The organism is Paraburkholderia bryophila (genome assembly GCF_003269035.1).
GTDB classification, from domain to species: Bacteria; Pseudomonadota; Gammaproteobacteria; order Burkholderiales; family Burkholderiaceae; genus Paraburkholderia; species Paraburkholderia bryophila.
Map to the genome: position 1 here is coordinate 1 of NZ_QLTK01000026.1, position 14,589 is coordinate 14,589.

Annotated in this window: 11 protein-coding genes; 8 read left to right on the forward strand and 3 right to left on the reverse strand. The window is 63.3% G+C overall.

All coding sequences use genetic code 11. From position 1 onward, the window contains the following. Window positions 1-309: 309 nt before the first annotated feature. On the reverse strand, window positions 310-1,035 hold the full coding sequence (locus BX591_RS27690; RefSeq protein WP_111934524.1) for a GntR family transcriptional regulator: 726 nt from the start codon (window positions 1,033-1,035) through the stop codon (window positions 310-312). A gap of 161 nt (window positions 1,036-1,196) precedes the next feature. Between BX591_RS27690 and BX591_RS27695 the strand changes: the two genes are divergently transcribed. From BX591_RS27695 to BX591_RS27710, 4 genes are all read left to right on the forward strand, one after another. Next, entirely contained in the window at window positions 1,197-2,417 is a 1,221-nt protein-coding gene (locus BX591_RS27695; RefSeq protein WP_111934525.1) for a pyridoxal-phosphate-dependent aminotransferase family protein, read from the forward strand. A 333-nt stretch (window positions 2,418-2,750) separates the two neighbouring features. Further along, window positions 2,751-4,037, forward strand: a complete 1,287-nt coding sequence (locus BX591_RS27700; RefSeq protein ID WP_111934526.1) for an MFS transporter — start codon at window positions 2,751-2,753, stop codon at window positions 4,035-4,037. 46 nt (window positions 4,038-4,083) lie between these two features. After that, window positions 4,084-4,833, forward strand: a complete 750-nt coding sequence (locus BX591_RS27705; RefSeq protein WP_111934527.1) for a 2-keto-4-pentenoate hydratase — start codon at window positions 4,084-4,086, stop codon at window positions 4,831-4,833. 28 nt (window positions 4,834-4,861) lie between these two features. Continuing rightward, window positions 4,862-7,882, forward strand: coding sequence for an FAD-binding and (Fe-S)-binding domain-containing protein (locus tag BX591_RS27710; RefSeq protein WP_111934528.1), 3,021 nt, complete (start codon window positions 4,862-4,864; stop codon window positions 7,880-7,882). 41 nt (window positions 7,883-7,923) lie between these two features. Here BX591_RS27710 and BX591_RS27715 read toward each other — a convergent pair whose 3' ends face one another. Further along, window positions 7,924-8,841, reverse strand: a complete 918-nt coding sequence (locus BX591_RS27715; protein ID WP_111934529.1) for a helix-turn-helix domain-containing protein — start codon at window positions 8,839-8,841, stop codon at window positions 7,924-7,926. A gap of 159 nt (window positions 8,842-9,000) precedes the next feature. Here BX591_RS27715 and BX591_RS27720 point away from each other — a divergent pair, with 159 nt between their 5' ends. Then, entirely contained in the window at window positions 9,001-9,900 is a 900-nt protein-coding gene (locus BX591_RS27720; RefSeq protein ID WP_111934530.1) for a DMT family transporter, read from the forward strand. A 44-nt stretch (window positions 9,901-9,944) separates the two neighbouring features. Here BX591_RS27720 and BX591_RS27725 read toward each other — a convergent pair whose 3' ends face one another. Next, window positions 9,945-10,862: a LysR substrate-binding domain-containing protein gene (locus BX591_RS27725; RefSeq protein WP_111934531.1), complete on the reverse strand. Its 918-nt coding sequence runs from the start codon at window positions 10,860-10,862 to the stop codon at window positions 9,945-9,947. A gap of 154 nt (window positions 10,863-11,016) precedes the next feature. Here BX591_RS27725 and BX591_RS27730 point away from each other — a divergent pair, with 154 nt between their 5' ends. Genes BX591_RS27730 through scpB form a run of 3 tightly spaced genes read left to right on the forward strand, consistent with a single transcriptional unit; the run spans window position 11,017 to window position 14,444 of the window. Then, the gene (locus BX591_RS27730; RefSeq protein WP_111934532.1) at window positions 11,017-12,345 is read left to right on the forward strand and encodes an MFS transporter; all 1,329 of its coding nucleotides are present in this window, start codon (window positions 11,017-11,019) and stop codon (window positions 12,343-12,345) included. 42 nt (window positions 12,346-12,387) lie between these two features. Beyond that, complete coding sequence (locus BX591_RS27735) at window positions 12,388-13,647, forward strand: CaiB/BaiF CoA transferase family protein (RefSeq protein ID WP_111934533.1); 1,260 nt, start codon at window positions 12,388-12,390, stop codon at window positions 13,645-13,647. Further along, window positions 13,644-14,444, forward strand: a complete 801-nt coding sequence (gene scpB, locus BX591_RS27740) for a methylmalonyl-CoA decarboxylase (RefSeq protein WP_111934534.1) — start codon at window positions 13,644-13,646, stop codon at window positions 14,442-14,444. Before BX591_RS27735 ends, scpB begins: the two co-directional genes overlap by 4 nt. The last annotated feature ends 145 nt before the right edge of the window (window positions 14,445-14,589 follow it).

The window sequence follows — 14,589 nt, forward strand, 5'->3', positions numbered from 1 at the left end:
GAACCAGTTTGCTATCCTGTTTGGCGAGCGCTTCACGCTCGCACGTGGCTAGAAATCTTTAAACCGCCTCGCACACAAAAATGCGGACAGGTTCCGGGGCGCCTATTTGAGCGTCGTCGAGCCGGTAATCACGCTTGATGCTTACGCTTGAGCCGCCTGGCGATATCTCTGCCGCATCAACCACTTACCCGCCATGTCAGACCGTTATCCACAGCCTTGCGAACAATTTACGTGGACAAGTTTTCAAGTCCGCCGCAAGCGCCGACGCCCACCCCCACCAGCGCCGACCCCAAACACCGCTTCGCCGCCCTAAGCCTTAAACGTCGAAGCCGACACATCTTCGCGCGACTGCACCTGCAAAACCGCATCGCGCTTATCAAGCAAGTGCTGCCGAAGAATCGCACTCAGCTTCTCGCCGTCGCGCGCTTCGAGCGCCTTCAGCATCTCGTCATGGTCATGAATCGCGCTATCCCACTTCGGGATCTGGAAATTCGACCGGAACCGGAGCGCCTGCAAACGACGATTCACCGCGACGTAAGTCTGTCGCAGCGCTGAATTTCTGGCCGCCTCATTGATCTTGTCGTGGATCGCCTGATTGCGGCTGTAGTACCCGGCCAGATCGTTCTGCGTGCGGCACGCGAGCATCGCGTAATGTAGCGCCTTGATCTCGGCCAGCTCGGCCGCCGTCATGCGCTCCGCCGCCAGCTCGCCGGAAAACGCTTCGAGACCGCTCATCAGTTCGAAGGTCTCGCGCAATTCCGCCTCCGACATCTTCGATACCGACGCGCCCCGGTTCGGCTCGATCTCGATCAAGCCCTCGGCCGCCAGCACCTTCAGCGCCTCGCGCAACGGCGTGCGCGAAATCCCGAGCGTGTCGCACAACTCGCGCTCATTCAGTTTCTTGCCCGGCTCCAGCACTCCTTCGACGATAAACCGGCGAATGTGCTCCACCACCGTGTCGTGCAACCGCTGCCGCTCGACCTTCGGCATCAGCGGGGAAACGCCCACACCCGCATCGAAATCCGAATTTTGCATACAAAAGCCCTCACATCGTGTTACGTCGGATTTTATCGTAAGCGCGCCGATTAGTTAATAGCAGGGGTAAACACCGGTACGAAAAGGCAATTTTCGCCTTGGGGGCGTCACGGATCGTCTGATATAGTTTTTTGCATGCAAAATTCAATCGGAGGAGCCCAATGCTCAAATTAGACTTTCATCCCGCTGGCCGTCACTTTCTGCAAATCCCGGGTCCGAGCCCGGTGCCCGACCGCATCCTCCGGGCGATGAGCTACCCGACCATCGATCACCGCGGCCCCGAATTCGGTGAACTGGGTCTGCAGGTGCTCGACGGCATCAAGAAGATCTTCAAGACGCAGCAGCCGGTGGTGATTTACCCGGCGTCGGGCACGGGCGCCTGGGAAGCGGCGCTGTCCAACACGTTGAGCCCGGGCGACCACGTGCTGATGTTCGAAACCGGCCACTTCGCGACGCTGTGGAAAAAGATGGCCGAAAGCCTCGGCTTGAAGCCGGAGTTTCTCGGGCTGCCGGGTATCGAAGGCTGGCGGCGCGGGGTTCAGCCGCAGATGATCGAAGAGCGTCTGCGCGCCGACACCGGGCACACCATCAAGGCGGTGTGCGTGGTGCACAACGAAACATCGACGGGCGTCACGTCGGATATCGCCGCGGTGCGCCGCGCGATCGACGCCGCGGGTCACCCGGCATTGCTGCTGGTCGACACGATCTCGGGCCTCGCATGCGCCGATTACCGTCACGACGAATGGGGCGTCGACGTCACCGTGTCAGGTTCGCAAAAGGGCTTGATGTTGCCGCCGGGCATCAGCTTCAACGCGATCTCGCCGAAAGCGCTCGCCGCCAGCAAGCAGGCGAAGCTGCCGCGCAGCTTCTGGGACTGGGCCGATATCGTCGAGATGAACAAGACGGGCTACTGGCCGTACACGCCGAATACGAACCTGCTTTACGGACTCTCCGAAGCGCTCGACATGATTCTCGGCGAGGGGCTCGACAACGTGTTCGCCCGTCACGAGCGTCTCGCCGAAGCGACCCGTCGCGCGGTCCGTGCGTGGGGCCTGGAGATTCAGTGTGCCGATCCGTCGGTGTATAGCCCGGTGCTGACCGGCGTGATGATGCCCGAAGGCATCGACGCCGACGCGGTACGCAAGGTCATCTACGAACGTTTCGACATGTCGCTCGGCACGGGTCTCGGCAAGATGAAAGGCCGCATGTTCCGCATCGGCCATCTGGGCGACTGCAACGACCTGATGTTGCTGGCCACGTTGGCCGGCTGCGAGATGGGTCTGCGGCTGGCAGGGGTGCCGCTCAAGGAAAGCGGTCTGCCTGCCGCTATGGAGTGGTTGAGCCAGCCGACGAAGGCGTCGGGTTTAAAGGCGGCCGCCTAAGCCAACGTGGCGCGGCTGTCCAGCACCGACGTCGGCAGTCGTAGGCAGCCGCGCCGCGAACGGCAAGCAACCTGCAGCGCGTAACAGGCAGCCGATAAAAAGCAGCAGGTAAAAGAGCCGCAAGCAACAGAGCCGCAAGCAACAGGCAACCGATCACCAGCATCAGGCAGCCGTTCGCTGCCAGGGAAGGCGGGGAGCACTTTCCTCAATGAGCCGTGCTCAGACGCGGCCCGAACAACATGCGATGACCCCGCTTCAGCCGCTACCGCTGACGGGCAACGACGCAGCGCGCCACTTCAGGCGTGCCGTCGACACATGCAATGGAGAGAGACGATGAAGCGGTTTCGTGTGACCAGTGCGACCAGTATCGTTCTAGTGATGCTATGCATCATGTACTTCATCACCTACCTCGACCGCGTCAACGTCAGCACGGCGGCTGCGGGTTTCGGCAAGGAATTCAACCTGTCGCATACGGAAGTCGGCCTCGTGTTCTCGGCCTTCGCGTATCCGTATCTGATCTTTCAAATCATCGGCGGCTGGGTCAGTGACCGCTTCGGCGCGAAACGCACGCTGCTGTTTTGCGGCGCCGTGTGGGGCATCGCGACCTTGCTGACCGGTTTTGCCGGTGGCCTGGTGTCGCTGCTGGCCGCGCGCGTATTGCTCGGTTTCGGTGAAGGCGCAACCTTTCCCGCTGCGACGTCCGCCATGGCACGTTGGGTCGCGAAAGAAAAACGCGGCTTCGCGCAGGGCATCACGCACGCGGCGTCGCGGATCGGCAATGCGGTGGCGCCCGGTCTGATCGTCCTCGTCATGGCGACGTGGGGCTGGCGCGAATCGTTCTATATCTGCGGGGTATTCAGCCTGTTGTGGGTCGCTGTGTGGGCCTTCACGTTCACCGAGCATCCGAAAGATCATCCGCGTATCACGAGCGAAGAACTCGACATTCTGCCCGCACCGAAGCCGAAAGCCGCCAGCGTGCCGTGGGGCAAACTGTTCCGCCGCATGTGGCCGGTCACGATCGTGTACTTCTGCTACGGCTGGACCTTGTGGCTGTTTCTGAGCTGGATTCCGCAGTACTTCCTGCACAGCTATCACCTGCAACTGTCGAAGTCGGCGATCTTCGCTTCTGTCGTGTTCTTTGCCGGTGTGCTCGGCGACACGCTCGGCGGCATCGTGACCGACTGGATTTTCAAGCGCACCGGCAGCCTGAAGCGCGCCCGCAGCTGGATGGTGTCGGTCTGCATGTTCTTCTGCCTGCTCTCGCTGATCCCGCTGATGTTCACGCACGACCTGTATCTGTCGATGGCCTGTCTCGCGTCGGGCTTCTTCTTCGCCGAAATGACGATCGGTCCGATGTGGGCGATCCCGATGGACATCGCGCCGGAATTCTCCGGCACCGCGAGCGGCATGATGAACACCGGCTCGGCCCTGGCAGCGATCATCTCGCCGGTGGCGGGCGGTTTTCTAATCGATTATTTCGGCAGTTGGGAGTTGCCGTTCCTCGGCAGCATGCTGCTGATGGCGATCGGTGTGGTGCTCGCGTTTCGCATGCAGCCCGAGAGCAAATTCGCCGTCAATCCGGCGGACAAAGGGCAAGTGCCCACCCGCCTCGGCGTGTAATCGCACGACACACGACGCCGTTTTCTTTCCTCGCCCCAAGCACGCTATGACGATATCACTCAGCCAGCGTCTCGCCGACGCACGCCGTAATCAAACCACGCTCGACGCGCTGTCGCCAGAGCACTCGCCCGCCGACGCCGACGCGGCCTACGCGATCCAGCACGAGATATTGGACGCAAGCGGTGCGCGGATCGGCGGCTGGAAGATTGGTGCGAAGTCGGATAACGGTCCGATCCAGGGCGCTCCGCTGCCCGCCGTCGACATGCACCCCGACGGCGCGCGGCTGGCGCGTGCGGAATTCACGCCATTGGGCCTCGAACTGGAAGTGGCGTTTCGCTTTGGCCGCCGCTTCGATGCTTCCGCTACGCCATATAGCGAGGCGGAAGTGCGCGCGGGCATCGGCTCGATCGGCGCGACCATCGAAATCGTGTCGAGCCGCTACGCGACATGGCCCGACATCGACAAGCTCGCGCAACTCGCGGACCTGCAGAACCACGGCGCGTTGATCGTCGGCGAGTTCACGCCGTATCGAGAGGACTTTCCGTTCGTGGCGCCGTCGCTGCGTTTCAGCTTCGACGGTCACGACGTGGTTCAGACGGCTCCCGCCAACCCCGCCGGCGATCCGCGGCGTCTGCTGACGTGGCTCGTCAATCACGCGACGTCGCGTGGTGTCGCCGTGACGCCGGACATGGTCATCACCGCCGGCTCCTACACCGGGATGTTTTTTCCGCAGAACGCGGGCACCGCGAGCGGACGCATTGAAGGCCTCGCGCCGGTCAGCCTGACGCTGTACTAGCCAGCTCGTTTTTCCAAAGGCAGACGATATGACGAATCCCACCTCCGCTTTGCTCGTCAAGCCGATTCATCTGGTCCCCTCCGCCGCACGCCTGACGACGCCGCTCGCGCAGCACCTGCGCAAGTCGTTGCGCGGCGACGTGTTGTTCGATCTGGCGAGCCGCGGCCGTTACGCAACCGATGCGTCGATCTATCAGATCACGCCGATCGGCGTGGTCGTGCCGCGCGATCAGGACGATCTGCGCATCGCGCTGGAAATCGCCCGTAGCGAGAAAGTGCCGCTGCTCGCACGCGGCGCGGGGACCAGCCAATGCGGCCAGACCGTCGGCGAAGCGCTCGTGATCGACACGACCAAGTGGCTCAACAACATTGTCGATTTCGATGCCGCCGCGCGTACGGTCACCGTCGAACCGGGTGTCGTGCTGGACCATCTGAACGCGTGGCTCAAGCCGCATGGCCTGTGGTTTCCGGTCGATGTTTCGACCGCCGCGCAATGCACGATCGGCGGCATGGCCGGCAACAACTCGTGCGGCTCGCGTTCGATCGAATACGGCAACATGGTGCACAACGTCGAGGCGATCGACGCGATTCTTGCCGACGGCGCCGAAGCGCATTTCGCGTCGTTGCGCGACGCACCGCAAGGCGCGCGCTTGCAGCAGATACTCGACGGCGTGACGCGGATCGCCCAGCGCGAACGCGACGAAATCGTCGCGCAGGTGCCGAAGGTGTTGCGCCGCGTGGCGGGTTACAACATCGATCTGTTCGATTGCCAGAACCCGCGCGCTTATACCGACGACGGGTTCGCGAACCTCGCGCATCTGCTGGTCGGCTCGGAAGGCACGCTCGCGTTCAGCCGGCAATTGACGCTCAAGCTCGTGCCGCTGCCCGTGCATAAGATGCTCGGCGTCGTGAATTTCCCGACGTTCTGGCAAGCCATGGACCTGACCCAGCACATCGTCAAGCTGAAGCCGGTGGCGGTGGAACTGGTCGATCGCACCATGATCGATCTGGCGATGAGCAACCCCGCGTTCCGGCCGGTGATCGGCAAGGCGCTGGTCGGCGAGCCGCAGGCGATCCTGCTGGTGGAGTTCGCAGGCGAGGATCGCGACGCGCAACGCGCCGCGCTCAAGCAGCTCACGGAACTGATGGCCGATCTGGGCTTGCCCGATTCGGTCGTGGAGATGCCGGACGCGAACGAGCAGAAAGCGCTGTGGGAGGTCCGCAAAGCCGGGCTGAACATCATGATGAGCATGAAGGGCGACGGCAAGCCGGTGTCGTTCATCGAAGATTGCGCGGTGCCGCTCGAGCATCTGGCCGAGTACACGAGCCGTTTGACGGAAGTGTTCCATCGTTACGGCACCGAAGGCACCTGGTACGCGCACGCAAGCGTCGGCACGCTGCACGTGCGGCCGATTCTCGACATGCGGCGCGACGGCGCGGCAAAAATGCGCGCGATCGCCGAAGAAGCGGCGGCGCTGGTGCGCGAGTACAAGGGCGCTTATTCGGGCGAACACGGCGACGGTCTGTGCCGCGGCGAATGGGTGGCGTGGCAATACGGACCGCGTCTTAACCAGGCGTTCAGCGAGATCAAGACGCTGTTCGATCCGGATAACCGCTTCAATCCCGACAAGATCGTGCGTCCGCCGAAAATGGATGACACGCGTCATTTCCGCTTCGCGCCGGGCTACCAGGAGCAGCGGATCGACACCGCGCTCGACTGGTCGGCGTGGAATGTGGAGCGCGATCCGCTCACGGGTCAGGAGACCTCGCCGGGAACCGGCAACGATCTGTCCGGCGGTCTCGCGAAAGCCGTGGAGATGTGCAACAACAACGGCCATTGCCGCAAGTTCGACGCGGGCACCATGTGCCCGAGTTATCGCGTGACGAAAGACGAACAGCATGTCACGCGTGGACGCGCGAACACCTTGCGCCTCGCGATTTCAGGGCAGCTCGGCGAAGCGGGGTTGGCCAGCGACGACGTCAAGGACACACTCGATCTCTGCGTCTCGTGCAAGGGCTGCAAGCGTGATTGCCCTACCGGCGTCGACATGGCGAAGTTCAAGATCGAAGCGCGGGCGGCGCGCGTCAAACGGCACGGGCTGAGGCTGCGCGACAGGCTGGTCGCCTTCATGCCGCACTATGCCGGGGCGGCGAGCCGCATGCCGGGTTTGCTGGCCTTGGCCGACAACGTGCCGGTGCTATCGGCGTGGTTCAAGCGTGCCGCAGGTTTTGCGCCGGAGCGGAGTTTGCCGCGCTTCAGGAAATCGTTTCTGTCGAACGCGAAGGCGGCTAAACCGGCCCAGGGCGGCGCGGTAAAAGAGGTGCTGCTGTTCGTCGATACGTTCAACAACAACATGGAACCCGACAACGCGCGCGCCGCGCAGCAAGTGCTGGAGGCCGCCGGCTACACCGTGCATTTCAACATGCGCCAGGGCGAACGGCCGGTGTGTTGCGGCCGTACCTTCCTCGCGGCGGGTCTGGTCGATCAGGCGAAACAGGAAGCGCGGCGCATGCTCGATCTGTTCAAGCCGTTCGTGGAGCGGGGCGTGCCGATTGTCGGACTGGAACCGTCGTGTTTGCTGTCGTTGCGCGACGAGTTTCTGCAGTACGGTTTCGGCGAAGACGCGCGGCAATTGTCGAAGCAGGCGTTTCTATTCGAAGAGTTTCTGGTGCGCGAGGAAAAGGCCGGACGTTTGCAGCTTGCGTTGAAGCCGTTGGCCACGTCGCAGGCGCTGGTGCATGGCCACTGCCATCAGAAGGCCTTCGACGCGTTCACGCCGGTGCAAACGGTGTTGAAGTGGATTCCCGAGCTGAAGGTATCGACGGTGGAATCGTCGTGCTGCGGGATGGCGGGCAGCTTCGGCTACGAAGTCGAGCATTACGCGACGTCGCAGGCCATGGCGGAGTTGTCGTTGCTGCCGGCGGTGCGCAAGATCGACGCCGATACGGTGATGGTGGCCGACGGCACGAGCTGCCGGCATCAGATCCACGACGGCGCGGGCATCGACGCGATCCATGTGGCGCGCGTGCTGGCGATGGCGTTGAAGTAACGCCAAAGCCAACGCCAAAGCGAAGCAGCGCGTTTCACGTATCAGGCGGCAACAGCCTGCCGATACGTGGACGGCGCCACGCCGACACTGTCGCGAAAGCGATGGCTGAAATGGCTGGCGTTCGCGTAGCCGCATTGTTCGGCGACTTGCGCGAGCGGCAGCGCCGTGGTGCGCAGCAGCGTGCGGGCGCGTTCAAGCCGCTGTTGCGCGATCCACGCGGCGGGCGGTAGACCGAACGACGTCCGGAACATCCGCGCGAGGTGGAATTCGGAAAGCGCCGCGACGCCGGCGAGTTCGCCGAGCGTGAGCGTTTGCGCGAGATGACTGTCGATGTAGTCGCGCAAGCGCCGGCGAGTCGCCACCGACAAGCCGCCTTTAAGGGCCGTGTCGGTGCGACGCACGCCTTGCGCCCGCAGCAGCAGACTCAGCACCTGATGCGCGGTTTCGTTGGTGCGCAGCAGGCCGTCCGGGTCTTGCCAGTCTTCATTGGCGAGTGACTGACACAGACTGGCGATACGCGGGTCTTCGAAATAGGTGCGATCGGCGAGCGTCAGTTCGCGCGGCTCGCGATCGAGCTCCTGCACGGCGCGCTGCGTGAAGTGTTCCGGCAGGAAGTACAGATGCATGAAGTGCATGTGACCCCGCACCCACCAACGCGATTCGTGATCGCCGGGCAGCGTGCACAGCCGCGACGGCGCGCCGTAATGGCCGGGCATTTTCTGACGCTCGGTGCGATAGCCGCCATCCAAATAGCACGACAACGTGTGATGGCCGGGCCGGTCGTAAACGGTCTCGGCCTCTTTCGTTTCGCGCGTCCAGATGGCGACGGCGAGCCGGTCGCCGAGCCACGCGAAACGATCCAGATTGGCGTTGGAGTTGCCCAGCGTGTGACACACCGATTGAAGGCCGAATGGCGTTTCGATGGGATTCAACTCGGCGGCGGGCGGTCTGGCGTTCACGGAACAGGCGGAATACTGCTAAAAGCGGGCTGAACGCCAGTATACGGGGATGCTTGCGCCGCCGCTGACCACCACGAAAAAGTGCGCAATCCTGGACAAGTGCGGCGCGCCGCGCAGGGGCATAGTCGGGCTTCCGACATTGTTGCTGCAGGCTTGACCATGAATCTGGCGCTTTATGCCGCTACCGTATTGATCTGGGGCACCACCTGGATCGCCATCAAATGGCAACTGGGATCGGTGCCGCCGCCGGTTTCGATCGCATGGCGTTTCTGGATCGCGGCGCTGGTGCTGTTCGCGCTACTGCGCATCATGCGCCGGCCGATCTGGCCGCCGCGCGCCGCGTGGCGGTTCCTCGTGGCGCAAGGACTGGCGCTGTTCTGCGTCAACTTTCTGTGCTTCTACTACGCCGAACAGGTCGTGCCGAGCGGGCTCGTGGCCGTGGTGTTTTCCACCGCGCCGTTGTTGAACTCTATCAATGGCCGTCTGTTCATGGGCCGGCCGCTACAACCCACGGCGATTGCGGGGGCGATGCTGGGGCTCGTCGGCATTGTGTGTCTGTTCGTTCAGCAGATGGCTGGCCACCTTGGCGATCACACCGCCTGGCTCGGACTCGGCATCGCGTTCCTCGGCACCCTGTGTTTTTCCGCCGGCAATCTGCTGTCGAGCCGCATGCAATCGATGGGTCTGCATCCGTTCGCCACCAATAGCTGGGCGATGATGATCGGCGCCGGCGTGTTGACCGTGGGCAGCGCGTTGGGTGGATTGTCGTTTGCCGTCGACCCGTCCGTGCGCTATCTCGGCGCGCTCGGTTATCTGGCGATCTTCGGCTCGGTGATCGGCTTTACCGCTTATCTGATGCTGGTCGGCCGTATGGGCCCCGAACGGGCTGCCTACTGCACGGTGCTGTTTCCGATCGTGGCGCTGGCGGTGTCGACGGTATTCGAGGGCTACCAATGGTCCGCGCTGGCGGTGGTCGGACTGCTGCTGGTGGTGGCCGGCAATCTGGTGGCGTTCGATCTGACGCGACGCATTTTCATACGACGGGCGCGTCCTTCATGAGCTTCTGTCCTTCCTGAGCGCAGTGTTTCACAGATGGCGGCGCGTTAGTCCGCCGCCGTCCACTCCGGCCGTCTTCCCAAGGTGTCGAACAGTTCGAGGATCGTCGCCTTGACCTTCTGCACGGCGTTGCTCAACAACGCCGTGTCATGCCAGCACAGCGACAGGTCGCGCGAAAACAGCCGGTGATCGACCTTGGCGAGCTTCAGTTTGCGTTCGTCGAGTTCGACGTGCGCGGCGGTCCACGGCAGGATCGTGACGCCGAGCCTGGCCATGACCGCCGCGAACAGCAGCGCGGTCGAGCTGGCTTCGAACAGAATCTCGCACGGTTGGCCGGCCTCGCGCAATGCCCACTCCACGCGGCTGCGTATCGTATTCGGCGCGCTCGGCAGGATCAGCGGCATGCGCGCCAGTTGCGCGATCGGCACCGGCTCGTCCGGCATCTGAAACTCTGGCCAGGCGATCAGATAGAGCGCTTCGCTGAGCAGCTTTTGCGACGCGACGCCGCGTGTTTCGACCGCATCCACCACGACCGCCAATTCCACGCGTCCGCCGCCGATCAGGTTGGCGAGGTCCGCGCTCGGCGCTTCGATCAATTCCAGCGCGATACCGGGATAGCGATCGCGAATGGTCCGCGCGAGCGGAATCGCGACCATGCGCGCCGTGCTCGACGGCATCGCCACCGATACCTTGCCCTGCGGAAGCTCGGCATCCTGACGCAACAGTTCGCGGGTGCTGTCGGCTTGCCGCAGCAATTCGACCGCGTGGCGATAGAGCGTTTGCCCCGCTGCCGTCGGCGCGACGCCTTGCACGCTGCGTTCGAGCAGTTGCATGCCGAGATCGGCTTCGAGATTGCGCATCTGCTGGCTGATCGCCGGTTGCGCGATATGCAGCGCCTCGCCGGCACGCGTGACGTTGCCGCATTCCACCACCTTGACGAAATACCTGAGTTGCCGCAGATCCATGCGCGTCGCTCGCTCCCTCATGCCATAAGAAAATCCGATCGAACAAGATAAATATCATATTTTTCGATTATCGAATGCGTTCTTATACTCGAACCACAAAAAACCGAAGCGTGTCCGTCCTCATGGCGCGACGCCGTTTCAACCGGAGACAAGCATGTCCAAAGCGATCGCTGCATCGACGTCGGCGCTCAAGCCACGGCGCACGCCCCTAAGCCGCGAGCAGATCGGCGGTTTCTGGGCCGTTTACTCGGGATGGGTGCTGGATGGCGTGGACTCCGTCATCTACGCGCTGGTGTTGATCCCGGCGCTGACTGAATTGCTGCCCGCCTCGGGCATTGCCGCCACGCCAGGCAACCTCGGCATGTATGGCTCGATCCTGTTCGCGTTGTTTCTGATCGGCTGGGGCCTGTCGTTCATCTGGGGGCCACTCGCCGACCGCTTCGGGCGCGTCAAGACACTGGCCGCGAGCATCCTCATTTACTCGGTATTCACCGGCGCGGCGGCGTTCGCGCACAACGTCTGGGAGCTGGCCGCGTTCCGGCTGATTGCCGGCATCGGCGTGGGTGGCGAATGGGCACTGGCCGGCACCTATGTGGCCGAGAGCTGGCCGGAGGATCGCCGCAAGATGGGCGCGGGGTATCTGCAGACCGGCTACTACGTGGGCTTCTTTCTCGCTGCGTTGCTGAACTACACGGTCGGCGCGGCATACGGCTGGCGCGCGATGTTTCTGTGCGGCCTCGCGCCCGCGTTGCTCGCGATTTTCACGGTGCTCAGGGTCAAGGAGCCGGGGCAGTGGCGCAAGGCCGCGCACGGTGTCGGTCAGCCGAGCGCGCCTGCGATGCCGGTCCGCCGTCCGCTTCTGGAGATTTTCGCGCCGGCGTATCTGCGCCGCACGCTGACCAGTGCGAGTCTGGTGGGCGTTGCGATCATCGGCCTGTGGGCGGGTTCGGTGTACGAGGCGAGCGCCGTCGTGACGCTCGCGACGCGCGCCGGCATCGACCGGATCGGCGCGGTGCATCTCGCGTCGATTGGCGCGGCGGTGCTGGCGGTGGGGACGATTCTCGGTTGTCTTGCCGCGCCCTGGCTCGCCGAGCGGGTCGGACGACGGCTCGCGCTTGGCGCGTATTTCGCCGGCATGGCGGTGTCGATCGTGTTTGCGTTCGGTTGGGTCTTCTATCTACCGAACGGTCTCAATCTGTTCATGGGCTCGCTGCTGTTCCTCGGTTTTTTCGGCGGCAACTTCGCGATCTTCTCGCTGTGGCTGCCTGAGCAATACCCAACTCGAATTCGCGCCACGGCTTTCGCGTTCAACGCGTCGGTGGGACGCCTGCTCGGCGCGGGCGTCAACTTCCTGCTGGCCGCCGCGATTCACTGGCAAGGCTCGCTCGGCTTGCCGATCGCGTGGACCGCGGCGGCCTTCGTGATCGGTTTGCTGATCTTGCCGTTCGCGGTTGAAACGCGTCATCAGACGTTGCCGGAGTAGCGTGTTCGTTTAACTGTCATCGTCGATTAGCGGGAGAACTGGATGCAAGCGTTACAAGGAATCAAGGTCGTCGAATTGAGCCGCGCATTGTCGGGGCCGTTCTGTTCGATGGTGCTGGCCGATCTCGGCGCGGACGTGATCAAGGTCGAACCTGGCCCGAGCGGCGACATGAGCCGCACATGGGGGCCGTTCGACCGTGGCGTGAGTACCTACTATCTGTCCTGCAACCGCAACAAGCGCGGTGTGTGCATCGACTTCCGGCAGCCGGAAGGGCTGGCGGCGATTCATCGGCTGATCGACGGCGCCGACGTGGTGATCGAGAACTTCAAGCCCGGCACCATCGACAGCATGGGGTTGGGTTACGACGTGCTGAGCGCGCGCAATCCGCGCCTCGTGATGGGCAGCATCAACGCGTTCGGCGCGGATGGTCCGATGAGCGGCTGGCCCGGTTTCGACCAGATCGCGCAGGGTTATTCCGGCCTGATGAGCCTGACCGGTTTCGCCGATGGCGACCCGACGCGTACCGGCACTGCAATCGGCGACTTGAGCTCCGGCATGTGGCTCGCCATGGCGATTCTCTCCGCGCTGCTGGAGCGCGAACGAACCGGCCGCGGCCAGCACGTGAGCACGTCGCTGCTGGCGAGTCTGGTGGGATTGCTGAGCGTGCATGGTCAGCGTTATCTGAGCCTGGGCGACATTCCGCGCCGCACCGGCAATGCGCATTCGGTGATCGCGCCATACGGCGTATTCGAAACCGCCGACGGCCCGCTGAACCTCGCGCCGATCACCTCCGATATGTGGCTGCGTCTTTGCCAACTGCTCGACCTGCCGACGCTGCCGGACGACGCGCGATTCGTGACGAACGAAGCGCGCGTCGAGCATCGCGACGAATTGAAGTCGATGCTGGAGGCGCGCCTGAAGACGCGCGGCAAACGCGAATGGACGGAGCTGTTCATTGCGGCGGGCTTACCTGCCGGCCCGATCAACACCTTGGACGAAGTGTTCGCCGACCCGCAGGTCCAGCATTGCGGACTGGTTGAAACGCTCGAGCATTCGACGCTCGGCGCGTTGCGTCAGGTGGTGACACCGGTGACGAGTTCCACCGAGGCGGGCGAACCGGCGAAGCACACGAGCCGCCACGCACCGCCGGCGCTTGGCGAACATACTGTCGATGTATTGCGCGAAGCGGGTTTCGACACGGCCGCGATCGACGCACTGCTCGCCACCAGAACCGTGCATCAAACGGGCGACTATTATTCGCAGCAGAGGGCATTGGAACGCGCTGCGGGGGTGACGCAATGAGCACGACGGAAGCGGGAGCATTTTCGGTGACGGCAGATAAGGTGGACGAGCGAATCGCCCGCTTGACTTTCAGCTATCCGACGCGAAGAAACGCGTTGAGCGCGGGGCTGCTGGAGGAGATGGACGCGCGGCTGGTCGACCTCGCCGCGCAGCGAATCCCGGTGGTGATCTTGGGCACAGAGGTTGGCCAGGACGTCTGGAGCGCGGGCCACGATCTGGGCGAACTGGCGCACGACCGCGACCCGATTGCCTACGGCAAGCCGCTTGAGAAGGTTTTGCGCCGCGTGCGTGCCTATCCGGGCGTGGTGATCGCGTTGGTCTCGGGTTCCGCGTGGGGCGGCGCGGTGGATTTAGCGATGAGTTGCGACATGGTGATCGCGGACGGGAGCGCCCGTTTTGCGATGACGCCGGCGAACATTGGATTGCCGTACACGACGAGCGGCTTGTTGCGCTTTTTCAACAACGTGCCGATTCATGTGTTGAAGGAAATGTTCTTCACAGCGCAGCCACTCGACGCAACGCGTGCGGAGCGATATGGCGTGATCAACCGCCTGGTGGACACTGACCAACTGGAGGCGACCGCGTTCGACATGGCGCGTGGCATAGCGGCCAAAGCGCCTTTGGCGATCCAGGCGGTGAAGGAGCAATTGCGGGTTCTTGAAGACATGCAGCCGATGCCGGTGCAAGCGATGGAGCAGATAGCGGAGTTGCGTCGACGGGCGTGCGAGAGCGCGGATTTTAGCGAGGGGTTGGTGGCATTTTCGGAGAGACGTGCGGCGGTGTTTGAGGGAAAGTGAAGGGGCCGGGTGAGGCGATGGTGGTGGGTGTTTTTCGCTTAAAACCATGCCGGGGTTGATGCGGAAAATCGTCATGTCGATGAAGTCACGCGATGTTTGAGCGCTGGCCTTCGCTGCGTCGCGGAGGCCGCGAGGTGAAGGCCAA